This is a genomic window from Roseovarius pacificus (assembly GCF_900142665.1).
GTDB classification, from domain to species: Bacteria; Pseudomonadota; Alphaproteobacteria; order Rhodobacterales; family Rhodobacteraceae; genus Roseovarius; species Roseovarius pacificus.
The window spans coordinates 345,336-362,660 of the sequence record NZ_FRBR01000002.1 but is presented as its reverse complement, the minus strand read 5'-3'; the positions used below and the strand labels follow the sequence as shown (position 1 = coordinate 362,660).

The window sequence follows — 17,325 nt, the reverse complement described above, 5'->3', positions numbered from 1 at the left end:
TATTTGAATTCCAAAGTGAGGGCGAAAACGAGAAGGATGTTCTCCGGCAGGGGTATCCATATGCCGTCGACTCTGGAAAACCGGGAGCATGGCCGTTCATTCTGACATTGGGCGCCTTGGCCACCCGCACGCGCGCCGGGCAAGACGCTGAGGGCTCTGTCCCTATGCCATGGTTCGTCTTTGGGTTTGCGGCGGTCGTCCTGGTCAATTCCGTCCTGTCGATCCCCGCCGAGATCACCCGACAGATCGCAACCTGGACAGCTTTCCTGCTGACAATGGCGCTGGCCGCGATGGGGCTGGAAACCGATCTAGCCAAATTGCACCTGAAAGGGTTGCGCCCGTTGCTTCTGGGCGCCATTGGCTGGATTTTCATTTCAGTTTTCGGGCTGGCCTTGATCCTGTGGCTTTAGATGCCGTGCCTCGCCGGATGGAAAGGACTGCACAACTGGCCGATGCGGCTGATTTCACCATCCGCCCCACGACTGCGCCGTGAAACACTCTTGGCATGCGAGCGCCAACGGAGAGCGCTCCACGAGACGACTATGAAGCATTGCACCGAGCTTGGCTCTCCACTAGATCGCTGGAAAATGACAACAATATTGACTACCATCCAGAACGCCCTTCTTTAACGCACCCTCGTCAGACAGGAGTATCGCAAATGGCGCGAACGGCAGAGAAAACGACGATGACGGTCGATGAGATCGTAGATGCCCTGCGCCAGCAGATCGTGGACCACGACCTCCCGCCAGGCGCCAAGCTCCGCGAAACCGCCCTTGCCGAAGAATTCGGCATTTCCCGCCCTCGTCTGAGAGAAGCCTTCGGCATCCTGGAGGAACGCGGCCTGATCGAGCGGATTCGCAATCAGGGCGCCATGGTCACGCGCCTGAGCGCCGAACAGGTCGAGTCGCTTTTCGACGTGCGCGAGGTGCTGGAGGCGCTGGCCGTCCGGCTGGCGACCCAGAATGCGCCTAAGGAAACATGGGACGTTTTCCGCGAACGCTTTGGCGCGCCTGCCCGGAGCGCTTTGGAAAAGAACAACCTGAACTACTATGTCGAGGCCGTGCACGACTTCCGGCGACGGACCGTGCAAGAGGCCCGAAACGAGATACTCGCCCAAAGCCTGGACACGCTTTACGATCGCACCCGGATGCTGGTCCATCGGTTGGTTCTGGTTCCGGGCCGCGCCAGCGCCGCGCTGGAAGAGCACCAGAAAGTCATAGAAGCCATGATCAACGGCGAGGCCGAACGCGCCGAGCAGCTCAAACGCGACAATATCCGCAGCGCCCGCCGCTGGTTCTCGGACTACAAGAACTATCTGATTTGACTCACCGTGGCGATGTCGGGACCGACCGCCACGAAACGGCAGTGTCAGAAGAAATCGGGGTGAGGCTGCATTAGTGCCGCCCTACCCTGCCGTCATGAAAGACATCGGCAAGTTTGATCGACAGATGACGGACCGCTGGATGAACAATCGCACCGAGAATTCGTACCCGCCGTTCCGACGATGAGAACGCGCCATGACGCTTTCGGCGGCTGCGAAGTCTGCAGAAATTCTGCCGCCGTCCATGTCTCAGTCCACAATCTGTTCAACTCGGAGCGCAGCCTCTGCTCAACGTCAAATTTCAAGCTGAACCGCGCCGCCGCTCTCGCCGAGTGGCGCGGTCTTTGCATGAGATAAGGGGCAGCGACCCTGCCCTTGCTGAGACTGCTTTGAATTCGTCTGGCAGCCCGATTACGCTGATCTGAAAGCGCTCGCCGATACAATGAGCAGCCGCCTGTCCGAAACAGCCCCCGGCAACGGCAAAACGCAAATAAAACATCGCATGACCTTGTTGCATTCTGTACAAAGTTTTCAGGCCTGACGTCACCACTTTGACGCGTTCTGGCACGCTGACCGAAAAGTGGAAATTTTCATGCAGGCAAATGGAAAAAGGTCAAAAAATGATACATTTCGAACGTTCCGAATTCGACGGCAGGCTGAAGGAAGCGCGCGCGCTCATGCGGCGGGACGGGCTTGATGCGCTGCTCGTATTTTCGCAGGAAAGCCACTACTACCTGACCGGGTTCGACACCAAGGGGTTCGTCTTCTTTCAATGCGCCCTGGTGACTGCAAACGACGATCCGGTCGTTCTTCTGACCCGCAAGCCGGACCTCGAACAGGCGCGCCGCACCTCGATCATCGAAGACATTCGTTTGTGGTTCGATGCCCCGGGGGCTGACCCGACCCGGGAATTGCAGGACATCCTTGCGGAAAAAGGGCTTGCGGGCAAAAAAATCGGTCTCGAACTGCGCAGCTTCGGCCTGACAGGCGACAACCACGACCTTCTGCGCCGCAGGCTCGATGGCTGGTGCGTTCTGGTCGATGCCTCCTACCTTGTACGGGAATTGCGGCTGATCAAGTCCGAAGCCGAAATCGAATACGTCCGCAAAGCCGCGGAACTGGCCGATCAGTCTCTGGAAGCGATGGTTGAAACAGCCGGTCCCGGCGTTTTCGAAGGCAAGATCGCAGCCGCAGGCATCGCCCCCATTCTCGAGGGCGGCGGCGACATGCCGCCATCCGGCCCCGTACTGGGCTCGGGTGATCGCGCCCTTCTGGTCCGCAGCGCCACAGGCTACCGGCATCTCGATGATGTCGATCAGTTGACCATCGAACATGCGGGCAGCTACCGGCATTACTGCGCCTGCCTGATGCGCACGCTGACCATCGGCACGCCGGGCGATCGGCATCGCGACATGTTTTCAGCAACCAAAGATGCGATACTGGCCATGACGGACGCCGCGCGCAGTGGAAACACCATCGGGCAGATCGACGATGCGCATCGCGCCACCTTCGACAACGCGGGCTACAATCATGCCCGGCTGTCGGCCTGTGGCTATTCTCTTGGCGCGACCTATTCGCCGTCGTGGATGGATGTGCCGCCGATGATCCATTCCGGAAACGACACCCTGATCCGCCCCGGGATGATCCTGTTCCTGCACGCGATCCTGGTCGATGGCCCCCGCAATCTGGCGATGTCGGCAGGCTACACCATCCTGACACGAGAAGAGGGACAGACACCCGAGGTCCTCAGCCGCCTGCCGCTGGAACTCATAAATCGCTGAGTGTTCTCAGACACCCTCTATCCGGTCGCGCAACCATGACCAGCCGACGGCAAGCGCCATGGCCGGGCGGCGCAGGCCGTGAAACGGAACAGGCCGAACCGGCGACAGCGGAAGCGGCAGGTGCCGGGCATCCCGCACCATGACAGCGGACGCCAGCGCCTTGCCCACAGCGGGGGCAATCGCCACCCCGCGCCCGCTGAACCCGATAACCGCCCAAAGCCCGGGTTTGGGGCAATGGACCCGCAGGGCGCGTTCAGGTGTCAGGTCGACCTGCCCGGCCCATCGATATGTCACCGGAATAGTCCCGATCTGCGGAAAACAACCGCGCATGGCGGCCTCAAGCCTGACAAGATGCGCGGATTTCATGTTTTCGCCGCCGGTAGAGCCACGCCCCCCGAAAACCAGCCTTCCTTCTTCATTCATGCGGAAATAGGTCAAAAGACGCCGGGTATCGCTGACCACATGGCCCTTGGGCAGGATGGTTTTACGCAGGGGTTCCGGCAAGGGTTCCGTGGCGATCTGCAAGGATTGCATCGGCAGAATGCTCCGCCTGAGCTCGGGGATCAGATTGCCTGAATACGCGCCGGTCGCCACCACGACCTGATCGCATTGCACCACTCCCCGCCCGGTTTTGACCTTCCAGCCCTTGCCGTCCGTCTCGATACTTAACGCCGGGCTGTCGGTATAAAGACGCGCACCCATCTCCTGCGCCGCCGCCGCCAGCCCTCTTGCAAGCGACAAGGGGTTCAGCCCCCCGCCCGTCGGGTCAAGATAGCCCGCCACATACCGATCGCAGCCCGTCAGCGCCGCGACCTCCTCACGCCCCAGCAGCCGTATATCGCGCCCGCGTTCTTTCCACTGCCGGGCCCGCTCCCTGACCGCCGGAAGAGCGGCGTTCGAATGCACCCCCAGTATCCACCCGTCGCGATGGAAGCCGCAATCGATCCCGTATCGCTCGATCAGCCCGGCAACCAGATCCCCGGCCCCTGCGCCCAGATCGGCCATGGCGCCCCCAAGATCCGGCCCCAGCCTTTCAATCAAGTCCTCCGGATCGGCCTTGAAACAGGGGATCAGCTGCCCGCCATTCCTGCCAGACGCGCCCCAACCGGGCGACTGTGCCTCCAGTAACACCGTATCGGCACCGTTTAGCGCAAGGTGCAACGCACAGGACAGCCCGCAGAACCCGCCACCGACCACAACCACCTCTGTACGCATATGTCCGTCTTGCGAAGCAGATGCAGGGGCCGGCGTCGCCGTTGCCTCCCAAAGGGAATTCGATGGAACTGCCGCGTTCATTCCCGTGTTTCGATACTCAGGTAATCCCACGCCGAAAGAACATGGGTCCGCACGACATGCAGGAATTCCTCAATGTCCACGTGTTCGTCATGCGATCCCATACCGTGCGGATAAGGCCCGTACACATAGGCGGGAACCCCGTTGTGACGCCACAAACGCGCATCGGTTCCCCCAAGGCTCACGATCGGGGTCGGCTTCGGGCGCCCGAAGGCTTCGACGTTTCGTTGCAGGATGGCGACCATCTCGTGATGAGGGTCACACCAGGATGGGGCGTCCCCGCCGACCTCTTGCCACTCGACACCGGGATAGCGTTCGGCGATCTCGGCGAGCCTGGGCAACAGGTCGGATTTGTCCATCCCGACCGGCAGGCGCAAATCCGCGGTAAAGCGGCACTCGGAAGGGATCATGTTTGCCTTCTCGCCGCCTTCGATCAGCCCGATATTCAGTGTCACGCGTGACACGAGGTCTCCCGCACCCGCGCCCATCATCCTGTCCATCACAGGCCGGCCCGCATCGACCGCACTGGCCACATTGTGCGGCAGTTCCCCTTCCAGTTCTGTCAGCTCCTCAAGATCACGCGCCACGGCCATGGCGATCTTGGTCGCGCTTTCGGTCGCATGAACATAGGCCCCGTGGGCGCCTTTTGCCCGCACGGTGAACTCCACCCAAAGCGGTCCGCGTTCACCAAAGCGAATGGACTCGGGCCCGCCCGGCTCGCCATTCAAAAGACAGTCCCCATGCACCTCGGGATGGTGTTCCATCAGGTATCGTGCGCCCCAGGGCCCGAATGTTTCCTCGTCAGACACGCATGTCAGCGTCAGCCGCCCGCAAAGGTCTGCTTGCAGGCGATGCAGCAGGCAATACGTGATGATCGAGGCCGTCGTTCCCGGTTTCATGTCACAGGCGCCACGCCCGTAAATACGGCCATCGGCCTCTTCCCCGCCCCAGGGATCATGTGTCCATCCGTGGCGATCATCGGGCACCGGGAAAACGTCGATATGCCCATTGAGAACAAGATGCCGTCCGGGTGATTCCCCGTCGAAACTGGCCACGATATTGGGCATTTCAGGATGCGGGTCGATCACGCGGTGTTCAAGACCGCACGAATCCAGATAGTCACGCACCACCCTGGCCGCCACCAGCGTATTCCCCGGTGGGTTGGGGGACGGCGCACGCAGGAACGCTTTGAGAAGGCCGACGATGTCCTCCCTCTCCTCGTCCAGCCAGGTCAGGATTTTCTCGCGGCCTTTTTCGTGTTTCGCGGTCATAACAGCCTCCGGTCGATCTGATCACGCAAACGGAACCACATCAGGATAAGCGGCAGCACCCAGGGGTTGCCCCGATAGCCGGTCATGGTGGGAAAATTGCCCTCGGCAAATGCGCTTTCGCTATTACCGCGCAGCATCATGCGTGCCACCTGATAGCCCATCCATGTCTGCATCGCGACACCGCTGCCCTGACAGCCAAGGGCATAGTGCACGCCCTCGTGTTCGCCCAGATGGGGAATGAAATCGAAGGTAAAGGCGACATTGCCGTTCCAGCTATGGCTGATGCGCACATCGTTCAACTGCGGCCAGACCCGCGTCATGACACGGCGCAATCGTCTGGCGCTTTCGCGCGGGTCCATGGCCGACGTCCCCACGCGCCCGCCCCACAGAACCCTTTTGTGGTCCGGCGAAAGGCGGAAATAGCTGAGTACACGGCGCGAATCCGCAAGGCCGCGCGCATTGGGCACCAACTCTTTGGCAAGCTCGGCAGGGATTTCCTCGGTAGCGATCAGAAAGCTGGCGACCGGCACGACCCGGCGGCGGAACCATGGGGCCTCCCGCCCGGTATACCCGTTCGTGCCCAGCATGACCTTGTCGGCGCGGATCACGCCCCTGTCGGTCTCGACTGTCCAGCCGTCCGGGCCGCGTGTCATCCCAGTCACATGGGTCTGCCCGATCATTTGTGCGCCAGCCCGTTGTGCGGCTTCGGCCAGACCGCGCACGTACTTCGCCGGATGGATTGTCGCCGCACCCTCGGCGACCTGCCCGCCGCGATAGTAATCGCTGCCGATTTCCTCGCGTTGCCGTTCGGGCGGCACCATACGGGCCGGTGCCCCGGTCAGTTCCGCCGTCTGCTCGGTGCTGCGGGCCATGGCTTCGTAATCCTGCCGTGTCCACGCACAGTAGAACCGCCCGACTTTTGCGAAATCGCAATCTATACCTTCCCGCTCGATCAGGCCGTCAAGGAACGGCACCGACCCCGCGGCCTCGGTCAGCAATCGTGCCGCGCGGTCCTCGCCTACGGTCTCGACCAGCTTGGGACCGGCATGTTTCAGCCCCCCCGAGACAAGCCCGCCGTTTCGGGAACTGGCCCCCTGCCCGATCCGTTTGGTATCCACCACGGCGCAATTCGTGCCGTTGCGCGCAAGTTCCAGCGCACAGGACAGCCCGGCATAGCCACCGCCGATGATACAGACATCCACACGCCCGGGCAGGGTATCCGGCGCGCCGATCCCCGGGCGCGCGGCGTCCCACCAAAAGGGCTGCGGCTTGAAATCGGCCGTAAAGATATGATCGTCGCTCATGCTGGACACTCAGTTCTTCTTCGATTGCAGGAATTGCGAAAGCGCAAGCAACACGACAGACAGGCCGATCAGCAAGGTCGAGATGGCCGCAATCGTCGGGTCGATCTCATCGCGCAAGGCCAGGAACATCCGCCGCGTCAAAGTCGCCTTGTCGCCCCCCGCGATCAAAAGCGCGATGACCACCTCATCGAGTGAAATGATAAAGGCCAGAAGGGCCGCGGACATTACCGAATTTCGGATCTGCGGCAGTGTCACCGTCAGAAACGCCCAAGGGCGGGAGGCCCCCATCGAACGCGCGACCATTTCCTGATTGATATCGAAATTGCGCATTCCCGCAGTCACCGTGATCAGCACCAGAGGGATCGCAAGCACCGAATGCGCCAGAACCAGTCCGGGGATCGTCGAGTTCAGCCCGACAGGCGCAAAGGCCAGGAAAATTCCGACCGCCAGAAGAATGACCGGAATGATCATCGGCAATATCAGCAGGACGGAAACATATTTCCCCGCTTTCGCCCGGCTGACATGCAGCCCGTAAGCGGCCAGCGTTCCGGTTACGGTGGCCACGACCATCGTCAGCCCCGCAACCTTGAACGATACGACCGTCGCCTGCCGCCATTCACTTGAGTCCAGATAGGCCCTGTACCAGCGCAGCGACCACGCCTCGGGCGGAAACTCCAGATAGCGCGAGTCCGAAAAACTCATCGGGATGACGATCAGCGTCGGGGCCACGAGGAAAATGATGACAAGCGCGCAAACGACATACAGCCAGAGCCGCTGAAGATGCGTCACCTGTGTTGCGGTCGCGGGTTTTCTCAACATCTCAGTGCCCCCCCGACCCTGCCGAGGCACCTGTCAGACGGCGCAGCACCCAAAGGATTCCCAGCGTCATGACAAGCAGGACAACACCCAGTGCGCTCGCGGCGCCCCAATCGCCATATACCGCCATGGAGCGTTCGATCTGCATCGCCCACATCATCACGCGGCCCCCGCCCAACAGCGCAGGCGTCACGTAAAAGCCAAGCGACAACACAAAGACAAGGATCACCCCCGCCCCCAGACCGGACAGTGTTTGCGGCACATAGATGCCCCAGAAGGCCCTGACCGGCGACGCACCGAGATTGGCCGCAGCTTTCATCAGGTCCATGTCGATCGTTCGCATGCTGGCATACAGCGGCAAGACAAGGAATGGCAGCATGATATGCACCATCCCGATCGTCGTGCCGGTGAAATTGTGCACAAGTTTCAGCGGTGTATCGATCAGCCCCATATCCATGAGCCACGAATTGATGACGCCACGGCGTTGCAACAGGACAAGCCACGCATATGTCCGCACCAGAAGCGATGTCCAGAACGGGAACAGCACACACAGCATGACAAGGCTGGCCCATCTCGGGCCAAGCTGCGAGGCCATGTACGCCACCGGAAACCCCAACAAAACGCAAAGCCCCGTCACCAGAAACGCCAGTTCGAACGTCGTGATCAGCGTTTCCTTGTAGGCCGGATGCAAAAGCCGGGTGTAGTTTTCGACGGTAAACCCGTCGGAGCCATAAACCGACAGCCAGAACAGCCAGCCCATCGGCACAAGAACAAGCGCCCCGACCAGAAAGAACGCCGGCACGGACAGGGCCACCAGCCGCCCCTGTTCGCCCCGCGCCTGCCGCCTGAGCGCGCGCTCGTTCCTTGGCTCCGTGCCCGAGACAACCATGACGTCCTGAGCGGTCATGACGTCCCCTCCTCGGGAAGCACGACCGTATCCTGCACCAGCCAGCCAAGATGAACCTAGCTGCCCGGCGCGGGCAGGGTCTCGTCGCTGCGGTGCTGGCGGCGCACGGCGATTTCACGATCTCCCGCAACGGTCAGGTAGGTCACGATGCTGTCCCCCTGGAAAACATGCTGGCGCACCGTGCCCGCCATGCTGTTCATACCGGGGTCCGGTTCCGCTTCGAAAACATGCAGGTTTTCGGGCCGAAGGATCAAAGCCTGATGCCGGTCGCCGTGTTCCGGGGGGGCCGGCGTCTTGATGGGCTGCCCGAACAGCATGACAGAGCTGCCAGACACCTCGACCGGCAGGCTGTAGGTTTCGCCGATGAAATTGGCGACGAAATAGGTCGATGGCTTTTCATACAGGTCCCGCGGTTCGTCCACCTGCTGAATCCTGCCGTCATTGATCACGGCGATGCGGTCCGACATGGTCAGCGCCTCGCGCTGATCGTGGGTCACGTAAACAGTCGTGATGCCAAGTTGCTCATGCAGGCGGCGCACTTCGATCTGCATCTGCTCGCGCAGGTTCTTGTCGAGCGCCGACAGAGGTTCATCCATCAGCAAAATGCGCGGCTCGAAGATCACGGCCCGGGCCAGAGCGACACGCTGGCGCTGCCCGCCCGACAATTCATGAATCCCCCGCCCGCCAAGCCCGCTGAGCTGCACAAGGTCCAGCGCGCGCTCGACCCGGTCTCGTATCTCAGCCTTGCCCGCGCGCCGCAGTTTCAGCGGATAAGCGAGATTTTCCGCAACGGTCATATGCGGGAAAAGCGCGTAGTTCTGGAAAACCATGCCGATATCGCGCTTGTGCGGCGGCAACAGCAATATCTCGCGCTCACCGAAGGTAACCGATCCGGAATCGGGCCGGACAAACCCCGCCAGCACCATGAGCAAAGTCGTCTTGCCGGACCCCGAAGGCCCGAGCAACGTCATGAACTCACCGCTGCGAATGTCGATGCTGACATTGTCCAGGGCACGGAACGCCCCGTAGGACTTGACCAGCGACTGCACGGAGATCGGCAAGGAATGCTCGGTATCCGGGGCATGGGCTGCCGGCCCGACAGATGTCGCGCCGGCGTCAGTCATTGAAGACTTCATCAAGCTCACTCCTGGATGAAGAAGTCGAACTCCTGGGTCAGGCGATCCAGATTTTCCGCCCAGTATTTCGCATCCAGAACAAAGCCTTTGGCCGCGTTGTCAGGATGGCTCGGCAGGCCCATGGCGACATCTTCGGGGATAACCCCTGTGTCGAAGGCATCCAGATTGGCGGGACCGTAGTTGATGAACAGCGCAATTCGCGCCTGAACCTCGGGCCGGCTCATGACCTCGATCGCCTTCATCGCTAGGTCCTTGTTCTTGGCGCCCTTGGGAATGATCCAGCAATCGCTCAGAACGACCTGCTCATCGAAGGTAATGCTGACAGGCGCACCTTCATCGGCAATGGATTGCGCCCGACCATTCCAGACCATCGCCATATCGACTTCACGGTCCTGAAGAATTTGGGCCGATTGCGCCCCCGAACTCCACCAGACCATCACGTCGTCCTTGATTTCCCTGAGCTTGTCCAGCGCCCGATCTACGTCCAGCGGATACAGTTCGTCGACAGGCACGCCATCCGCCAGCAGCGCGGCCTCGAGATTGTAAACCGGCGACCGGCGCAGCGATCTCGGGCCAGGGAAGGTTTCCGTATCCCAGAAATCGACCCAGGAATCGGGCTTTTCATCCGGATAGGCTTCGTCGCTATAGGCCAGCACCGCGCCATAAACCAGATTCCCGATCCAGCCGTCGCCCTTCATGCTGTCGGGGATGCCCGGCACGGCCAGAACTTCAGGGCTGAGCGGTTCGACATTGCCCTCTTTTTCCAGAAGCGCGCAGGTATAGTTGCCCTGCTGCACAAGGTCCCATGTCGGGCTGCCGGACGCGACCTGCACCCGCACATCGGCGGCGCCCGACGTCGTGTCTTCGAGAACTTCGATACCCAGTTCCTCTTCGACGATATCGAACCAGGCCTTGCGCTGCGCTTCCTGATATGCTCCGCCCCAGGACGCGATCGTGATCGCCTCCTGAGCGAAAGCCGGCCCCGTGGTCACGCTGGCCAGCGCACCGATTGCCGTCGCCGTTATGATTTTACGTTTTACACTCATTTGTCATTACTCCCTGTTTTTATGGTTTTGAGTGGTTGGCTTGAATACCTTTACGAAACACTGTCACGGATCAGTGGCGAGGTCGAACAATGGATTCCGCCACCATTCATCTGCACCCGGTCGTAATCGACTGTAAGGATTTCAACGCCGCATCGCTCAAGCGACACACGCGTTTCGTGGCTGATCCCTTCGGGCATGATGACCCGTCCGGGGCTGACCGCCAACCCGTTGACGATCCACCGGATGTCATTCTCGTTCATTTCAACCGTATGAATGTTCAGTTCCCTGAGTTTTTCCAGAAATGTGAAGGGCACGCCCGGAGTCCAGACAAGCGCCAGGTCGGGGGCGATCATCAGGAAATGCCCGTCCAGATGGATGTCATAGCCCCGCAAATCCACCGTCAGCAGGTCGACCCCCATATGCCGCAACACGTCTGAAATCTGTTCGATCCCTTCGTCGTTGTTGCGTATTCCGCGCCCGATGACGGCGGTCTTGCTGTTCAGCCATGCAAAGCTGCCGCCTTCGGCCATCGACCGGCCATGCAACGTACGCAGGATCGGCGCTCCGGCGCGGGCAAGTGTCCGCGTTACCGGCAGTTCCTCACCCTGTCGCATCCGGGGCGCCAGCCGGGTGACGATGCAGCCGCCAGGCACGGCGATGCAGGAATCCCGTGTATAGACCGACTTGAAGCGCCCCCCTTCGACGCCTTCGAGATAAATCACCTCGACACCTTCCGCCCGCAACACATCGGCCAATGCGTCATGCTGGGCCTGCAACTCTTTGAGTTTCGGGATTTCCCGGCTCTGCCAGTACCAGCCGCTTTCCGTATCGCCATACCCCCCGGTTTCCGGGATCGCCTTGCTTCGGTCGATGACATCGAACTCGTGTCCCGGGCGGTGCATCAGAACCGCGCGCAACTGACCGACATCGCTGTCGCACCCCCAATTGCGCCCCCAGATCCGCTCCATCCGGCCCTGATCCTCAAAGGCGGGGTCCGGCTCGGAACCGAACAGCTTGATTGTCGCGTTGTAAACGCGGGTGTCTTTCTGGGGTTTGACCAACTGCGCCATGCAGACCTTCCATCTAAATGGTTGCGTCGTTCTGAGATCACGGTAGGCTGTGAATTATTCGCCATCAATGGTAGTAATTTTCTGCAATTAGTGAGTTTTTCTCACAAATACTTACCGGGTTCACAAACCGACGACAGGAGTAGATTCATGCGCCGACTGCCTCCCCTCAGTGCCCTGCGTGCGTTCGAGGCCGCTGGCAGGCGGGGCAACCTGAAACTTGCCGGGCAGGAACTCTACGTGACCCACGGGGCCATCAGCAAACAGATCAAGGCACTCGAAGAAACCCTCGGCTATGGCCTGACACGTCGTGCCGGACGCGGGATTGAACTTACGTCCGAGGGCAAACGCCTGATTCCCCACCTCACCAAAGCCTTCGACGAAATCGACGCCGCCTTGCGAACGTTCAGCGACGAATCCTTCGAAGGCCACATGATCGTCTCATGCATGCCCGGCTTCGCGAATTCCTGGCTGATCCCGCGCCTGCCATCCTTCATGAAGCACTATCCGAATGTCTCGCTCACCCTGCTGTCGGCGACTCAGGAAAACAGCCAGAATGCGGATATCGAGATCCTGTACGGACGACCGGACTGGCCCGACCGGAATATCAGCATGCTGCGGCAACTCGAAATCTTCCCGGTCTGCAGCCCGAAACTCCTGAACGGTCCCGATCCGATCCGCCGTGTGGACGATCTGTTCAGGCACACACTGATCGACGAACCCGGAGGCGCCCACTGGCGCGAATTCTTCGTGTCGCAGGGCAAAGACCCCTCACAGGTCGGCAGGACCTTGTGCTTTCAGGACTTCACCCACGGCATGACCGCCGTGCGCAACGGGCTGGGGATCGCCATGGGGGACGACCTGACGATGGAGCACGACCTGTCGTCAGGTCAACTCGTGCGCCCCCTGCCAACGATGATCCGCCGCCAAAGCAAGGCCTACTATATCGTCACCCCCCCGGACCAGACACTGACCGGCGCGAAGGGGGCGTTCCTCGACTGGCTGACCATGGAAATCCAGCGCACGGACAAAACGTGACCCGGTAAATCTTCGAAAGACCACACCAACCCGAACCGACAGGACATGGCACATCATGGAAATCAGCCCCATCGACACGATCGTGATAAACGGCAAGATCGCCACAATGCAGGCTCCGGGGGAGTTCATCGAGGCGATGGCCGTCTCGAACGGCTGGATCGTGGCCACCGGCTCAAGCACCGAAATCCGCGATCTGGCGCCTCGCGCACAGGTCATCGACTGCCGTGGTCGCACCGTCGTGCCGGGCTTCATCGACAGCCATTGCCACCCGGACATGCACGGCGCCCGGCTCGGGCGCTGGTGCGACCTGTCGCAAGGCCCTGACACCCTGCCCGGGTTGTTGAAACTGGTGCGCGACAAGACCCAGGGCACCCCGCAGGACGCCTGGTTCGTCGGCTTCGGCTATGACGATCTGCGTTTGGGGGGCTATCCCACGCGCGATGAACTCGACAACGCCGCAGGCGGGCGCCCTGCTTTTCTGTACCGGCGCGACGCGCATCTGGGATTCGCCAACAGTGCCGCGCTAAAGAAAGTCGGCTTCGATCATGACGCCCCCGATCCTCCGTTCGGGCGCATCGACCGCCACCCCGAAACGGGGCAAGCCACCGGGCTCTTGCGCGAAACGGCGGCGCATGCCGTGGTCAACCTGTGCCAAAGCGAATTCACCACAGAGGATTTCATGTCCGGGCTGGAACGTGTCTTTGCCGATTTCGCGACATACGGCGTGACCTCGGTACATAACGCACTGGCCTCGACCCAGGGCATCGAGGCCTATCAGCAAATGCGCGAAGCGGGCCATCTGCACATGCGCGTCGGCCTGCTGGCCAGCGGGCGCGAGGACGAATTGATCGACGCGATCATACGGTCGGGATGGCGCACCGGATTCGGCGACGAATGGATACGGCTGACCGGGGTCGAATGGTGCCCCGACTGCTCGACCAGCGGCCGCACCGCGGCGTATTACGATCCCTATGTCGGCGAGAAAATCATCGGTGAACCCGACGAAAACCGCGGCATGCTGCTGTACGAGGCCGGGGACTTCAACCAACGGGTTCTGCGCGCCCACAAGGCGGGCCTTCTGGTGGGGGCCGACGGCGTCGGCGACCGGGGGATCGACTTTGTGCTCGACGCCTATGAACATGCGCTGGATCACCACCCGGTCAAGGACCACCGGTTGCGCGTCGAACACTGCTGCAACGTCACGCCCGCCATCCTGAACCGCCTGAGCCGCCTCAAGGTGATTTGCTCATCGGCAACCGGTTTTGCCTATGATCTGGGCGATGCCTATATTCGCAACCGGGGCGCGGATGCGATGCGCTATATGTGGCCGCATCGCACCATGATCGACGCCGGGATCATCGCGCCGGGCCATTCGGATTCTCCGGTCTGCCACCCCAACCCGATGCGCGGCATTCACGCCATGGTCAATCGCCGCAGCTCGACCGGCGGGGATTTGTACGCCGATGAGGCCGTCACCGTCTTCGAGGCGCTTCAGGCCTATACCATCCTTGGCGCATATGCCGGCAAAGAGGAAAACATCAAAGGTATGCTCACCATCGGCAGGCTCGCGGATTTCGCCGTTCTCGAGGATGACATATTCACCTGCCCGCATCCCCGGATCGCCGAAATGCGTGTTGCCGAAACCTATATCGGCGGACAGCGGATATTCTCCCGCTCCGAAACGGCCTGAGTTCCCCAAGGACGATACCGGACGATCAGGGAAACGGCCCCGATCACCCCTGTACCGGGCGCGGCATCAAGGGCGGCTGGTCCGCCCCACGCGGCCTGTCCGCTTCCCGCAACAGCCAGTCTTTCAACGCCTGCACCGGGCTGTCGCCTGGCTGGTTGCTCCGGGTGACAATGTAGTACCCCTCGTGATTCAATTCATGCGGCCCGAACGCCTGAACAAGATTGCCCGCGCGCAACGCTTCCCCGCCCAGAAACCAGTCCGTCATGGCAAACCCGGCACCGTGCCGGGCGAATGCCACCGCATCGTGATGCGACCCGGCATAGATATCACGGGCCGGACGGAATTGCGCGATGCCCCGGCTGGCGAACCACTGCGCCCAGATCTCGCCATCGTCCTCATGAATGAGGGTGGCCCGTTTCAAAACCTCCGGCTCCAACGACAGCGATCCATGCACCAGTTCAGGCGCGCAAACGGGAAAGATCGCGGTTTGCAGGAAAGGCGTGACCTGAAAGCCCGGAAAGACATGAGCCGAAAACACGATCGCCATGTCCACATCCGCCGGCAGAACCGACATCGAACGCTCGGAATAGGTGCAACGTAACGAAAGCTGCGGAAACCGGCTCAGGAACATGGCCAGCTTGGGGGTCAGCCACTCGACCATCAACGATACCGGCACCGCGACCGACACCTGCCCGGAATAAGCGTCGGTCGATAACGCCAATGCCGTCGAGGAAATCCCGTCAAAGCCGTTCTGGATGGATTGCAGCAATCGCTCGCCCGCGGCGTTCACCTCGATCCGCCGCCCGCGTCGCTCGAACAGGTGCAGCCCAAGGGCGCGTTCCAGCGCGCGCACCTGATGGCTGACCGCGCTTTGGGTTACGTTCAGTTCCTGCGCGGCGCGGCCCATATGCTCGTGCCGCGCGGCCGCCTCGAATGTCTGCAAGGCGTTCAGGGAAACCCATGTATCTCCGATTTTCATGCTTGCCCCCGCAATCGATGACTTCAATTCATCTATTTAACCAGATTTATTCGTTAGAAACAAAATGACTTCAGGCATATCGTGATCCCCGGACAATCAGGGAAAACGACCAATGCCAAAGGACAACCCCCTCAGCACCACGCCCTTGCAGGCCCGCCGGACAGATGGCGGAACGCCGCCACTCGAGAACTGGGGGATCGAGTCCGAATACGGCGTCCTGCGCGATGTCCTGCTCGGCCCGGTCGAAACCTTCGGCCACATGGACAACGCGGCCTTCAGTTCCATTTACCGTGAATCGGCTCAACTGGGCCGCTCATGGGATCACCAGTCGGCAATGCGCCAGTACCGCGAGATGTGCGAGGCCTATACCGATGCAGGCGTCACCATCCACACCCTGCCCGCCGATGAGCATCTCAAATACGGCGTCTATGCCCGCGATTCCAGCTTCATGACACCCTGGGGCGCGGTCATCACCCAGATGGCCAACCCGCGACGCCGGGGCGAATACGCCGCCGCCCTGCGCTTTTACCTCGATGCCGGGATACCCGTCTACGACATGGTCACGGCCGGCAATTTCGAGGGCGGCGATTTCCACATCGTCGAACCCGGCGCGGTGCTGATCGGCTATACCGGCATGCGCTGCGAAGAGGTTTCCGCCCGGCAGATCGGCGCATGGGTCGAAAAAGAAGGGTGGGAGGTCCATTACGCCTATATCGACCCCTTCTATGTCCATATCGACCTGATGGTCTGCATGATCGCCCCCAAATGCGCAGCGATCTGCCTCGAAACCACGCCCGATCACGTGATCGACTGGCTGAAATCGCGCAAGGTCGAATTGATCCCGGTCGGCTTCAGGGACACGATGGCCCTGGGCTGCAACGTGATGTCGCTTGGCGAAGATCGCGTACTTGTTCCCGCAGACAGCAAAGACCTCGCAACCAGACTGCGTGCAAACGGCTTCAAAGTATATGACCCGGAAATGAGCATGTTCACCATGATGGGCGGAGGCATTCACTGCATGGCGCAATCCCTGCGGCGCGATCCGCATTGATTACTTCTCAAAACAAAGAGTGACGGCCCATAATCCGGACTTCCCCCGGTTTGATGGACGCTTTTCACTTGATGAAGGAGAGTGTTTTTCATGCCGGGAACGAGGAACCCGTACCCGACGGAATTCAGGGAACAGATGGTCGCGCTGGTTCGAACCGGGCGCAGTGTTGAAAGTCTGGCGCGGGAATATGAGCCCTGCGCAGCGACGATCCACGAATGGGTCAGACAGGCCGCTAGCCGCCGTGCGCTCGGCTGGGCCATGGGCACGCGTCAGCGGGCGCACCCGGTAATCGACGCGATCTGCAAAAGCTTATTGGCCCCCCTCGACTGCGAACTGCCTGAGCGCCGTAAATTCAAGACCAAGGTCGAGGACCGTATCGCCTGCGTCGAGTTCATCGAAGACTGGTACACCCCCTCTCGCCGGCATTCGGCTTTGGGCTATACGTCACCCATCAACCACGAAAGGACTGCTGCTGAAGGGCTGGACTCTCCAAGCCCATAACCGTCCATCAAACGGGGGCAACTCCAACTCCATTGCATGGCATAAAGGGCAGATCCCCCGGTCCGGCTGAGATGAGTTCGAATTGGTCGACAGCACCACCTGCTGAGGCAGTCAAACCGACCTT

At 60.9% G+C, this 17,325-nt stretch carries 16 protein-coding genes and 1 pseudogene; 8 read left to right on the top strand and 9 right to left on the bottom strand.

Features of this window, described 5'->3' with window-relative positions; genetic code table 11:
• From BUB53_RS07315 to BUB53_RS07300, 4 genes and pseudogenes are all read left to right on the top strand, one after another.
• Positions 1-410: putative sulfate exporter family transporter (locus BUB53_RS07315; protein ID WP_143163159.1), on the top strand; the 410-nt coding region annotated here is incomplete at its 5' end.
• 248 nt (positions 411-658) lie between these two features.
• Complete coding sequence (locus BUB53_RS07310) at positions 659-1,324, top strand: GntR family transcriptional regulator (protein ID WP_073034032.1); 666 nt, start codon at positions 659-661, stop codon at positions 1,322-1,324.
• Between the two features lie 82 nt (positions 1,325-1,406).
• Positions 1,407-1,678, top strand: a pseudogene (locus BUB53_RS23150) (DDE-type integrase/transposase/recombinase); the annotation flags it as partial.
• Positions 1,679-1,941: 263 nt separating this feature from the next.
• Positions 1,942-3,102 (top strand): M24 family metallopeptidase, encoded by a 1,161-nt coding sequence (locus tag BUB53_RS07300; protein WP_073034066.1) that lies wholly within the window; start codon positions 1,942-1,944, stop codon positions 3,100-3,102.
• Between the two features lie 6 nt (positions 3,103-3,108).
• On the opposite strand, the gene BUB53_RS07295 is transcribed toward BUB53_RS07300, so the two are convergent.
• The 8 genes from BUB53_RS07295 to BUB53_RS07260 form a co-directional block, all read right to left on the bottom strand.
• Positions 3,109-4,317, bottom strand: a complete 1,209-nt coding sequence (locus BUB53_RS07295) for an NAD(P)/FAD-dependent oxidoreductase (protein WP_159437774.1) — start codon at positions 4,315-4,317, stop codon at positions 3,109-3,111.
• A 77-nt stretch (positions 4,318-4,394) separates the two neighbouring features.
• Positions 4,395-5,666, bottom strand: coding sequence for a M20/M25/M40 family metallo-hydrolase (locus BUB53_RS07290; protein WP_073034030.1), 1,272 nt, complete (start codon positions 5,664-5,666; stop codon positions 4,395-4,397).
• On the bottom strand, positions 5,663-6,970 hold the full coding sequence (locus BUB53_RS07285) for an NAD(P)/FAD-dependent oxidoreductase (RefSeq protein ID WP_073034029.1): 1,308 nt from the start codon (positions 6,968-6,970) through the stop codon (positions 5,663-5,665). The genes BUB53_RS07290 and BUB53_RS07285 overlap by 4 nt, the downstream gene beginning before the upstream one ends.
• A 9-nt stretch (positions 6,971-6,979) precedes the next feature.
• The gene (locus BUB53_RS07280; protein ID WP_073034028.1) at positions 6,980-7,789 is read right to left on the bottom strand and encodes an ABC transporter permease; all 810 of its coding nucleotides are present in this window, start codon (positions 7,787-7,789) and stop codon (positions 6,980-6,982) included.
• 1 nt (position 7,790) lies between these two features.
• Positions 7,791-8,693 (bottom strand): ABC transporter permease, encoded by a 903-nt coding sequence (locus BUB53_RS07275; RefSeq protein ID WP_229709477.1) that lies wholly within the window; start codon positions 8,691-8,693, stop codon positions 7,791-7,793.
• 56 nt (positions 8,694-8,749) lie between these two features.
• Complete coding sequence (locus tag BUB53_RS07270; protein ID WP_073034027.1) at positions 8,750-9,817, bottom strand: ABC transporter ATP-binding protein; 1,068 nt, start codon at positions 9,815-9,817, stop codon at positions 8,750-8,752.
• A gap of 17 nt (positions 9,818-9,834) precedes the next feature.
• The gene (locus tag BUB53_RS07265; protein WP_073034026.1) at positions 9,835-10,875 is read right to left on the bottom strand and encodes a polyamine ABC transporter substrate-binding protein; all 1,041 of its coding nucleotides are present in this window, start codon (positions 10,873-10,875) and stop codon (positions 9,835-9,837) included.
• A gap of 50 nt (positions 10,876-10,925) precedes the next feature.
• Positions 10,926-11,945: a dimethylarginine dimethylaminohydrolase family protein gene (locus tag BUB53_RS07260; protein ID WP_073034025.1), complete on the bottom strand. Its 1,020-nt coding sequence runs from the start codon at positions 11,943-11,945 to the stop codon at positions 10,926-10,928.
• A 147-nt stretch (positions 11,946-12,092) separates the two neighbouring features.
• Between BUB53_RS07260 and BUB53_RS07255 the strand changes: the two genes are divergently transcribed.
• A complete protein-coding gene (locus BUB53_RS07255) occupies positions 12,093-12,980 on the top strand; it encodes a LysR substrate-binding domain-containing protein (RefSeq protein ID WP_073034024.1) in 888 nt (295 codons plus the stop codon).
• A gap of 55 nt (positions 12,981-13,035) precedes the next feature.
• Entirely contained in the window at positions 13,036-14,670 is a 1,635-nt protein-coding gene (locus tag BUB53_RS07250; RefSeq protein ID WP_073034023.1) for an amidohydrolase, read from the top strand.
• A 43-nt stretch (positions 14,671-14,713) separates the two neighbouring features.
• On the opposite strand, the gene BUB53_RS07245 is transcribed toward BUB53_RS07250, so the two are convergent.
• Positions 14,714-15,649 (bottom strand): LysR substrate-binding domain-containing protein, encoded by a 936-nt coding sequence (locus tag BUB53_RS07245; protein WP_073034022.1) that lies wholly within the window; start codon positions 15,647-15,649, stop codon positions 14,714-14,716.
• A gap of 112 nt (positions 15,650-15,761) precedes the next feature.
• Here BUB53_RS07245 and BUB53_RS07240 point away from each other — a divergent pair, with 112 nt between their 5' ends.
• Together BUB53_RS07240 and BUB53_RS07235 are read left to right on the top strand one after the other, a co-directional pair.
• The gene (locus BUB53_RS07240; protein WP_073034021.1) at positions 15,762-16,700 is read left to right on the top strand and encodes a dimethylarginine dimethylaminohydrolase family protein; all 939 of its coding nucleotides are present in this window, start codon (positions 15,762-15,764) and stop codon (positions 16,698-16,700) included.
• Between the two features lie 90 nt (positions 16,701-16,790).
• Positions 16,791-17,201 carry a transposase gene (locus BUB53_RS07235; RefSeq protein WP_073034020.1) on the top strand — a complete coding sequence of 137 codons (411 nt, stop codon included), beginning with the start codon at positions 16,791-16,793 and terminating at the stop codon, positions 17,199-17,201.
• The last annotated feature ends 124 nt before the right edge of the window (positions 17,202-17,325 follow it).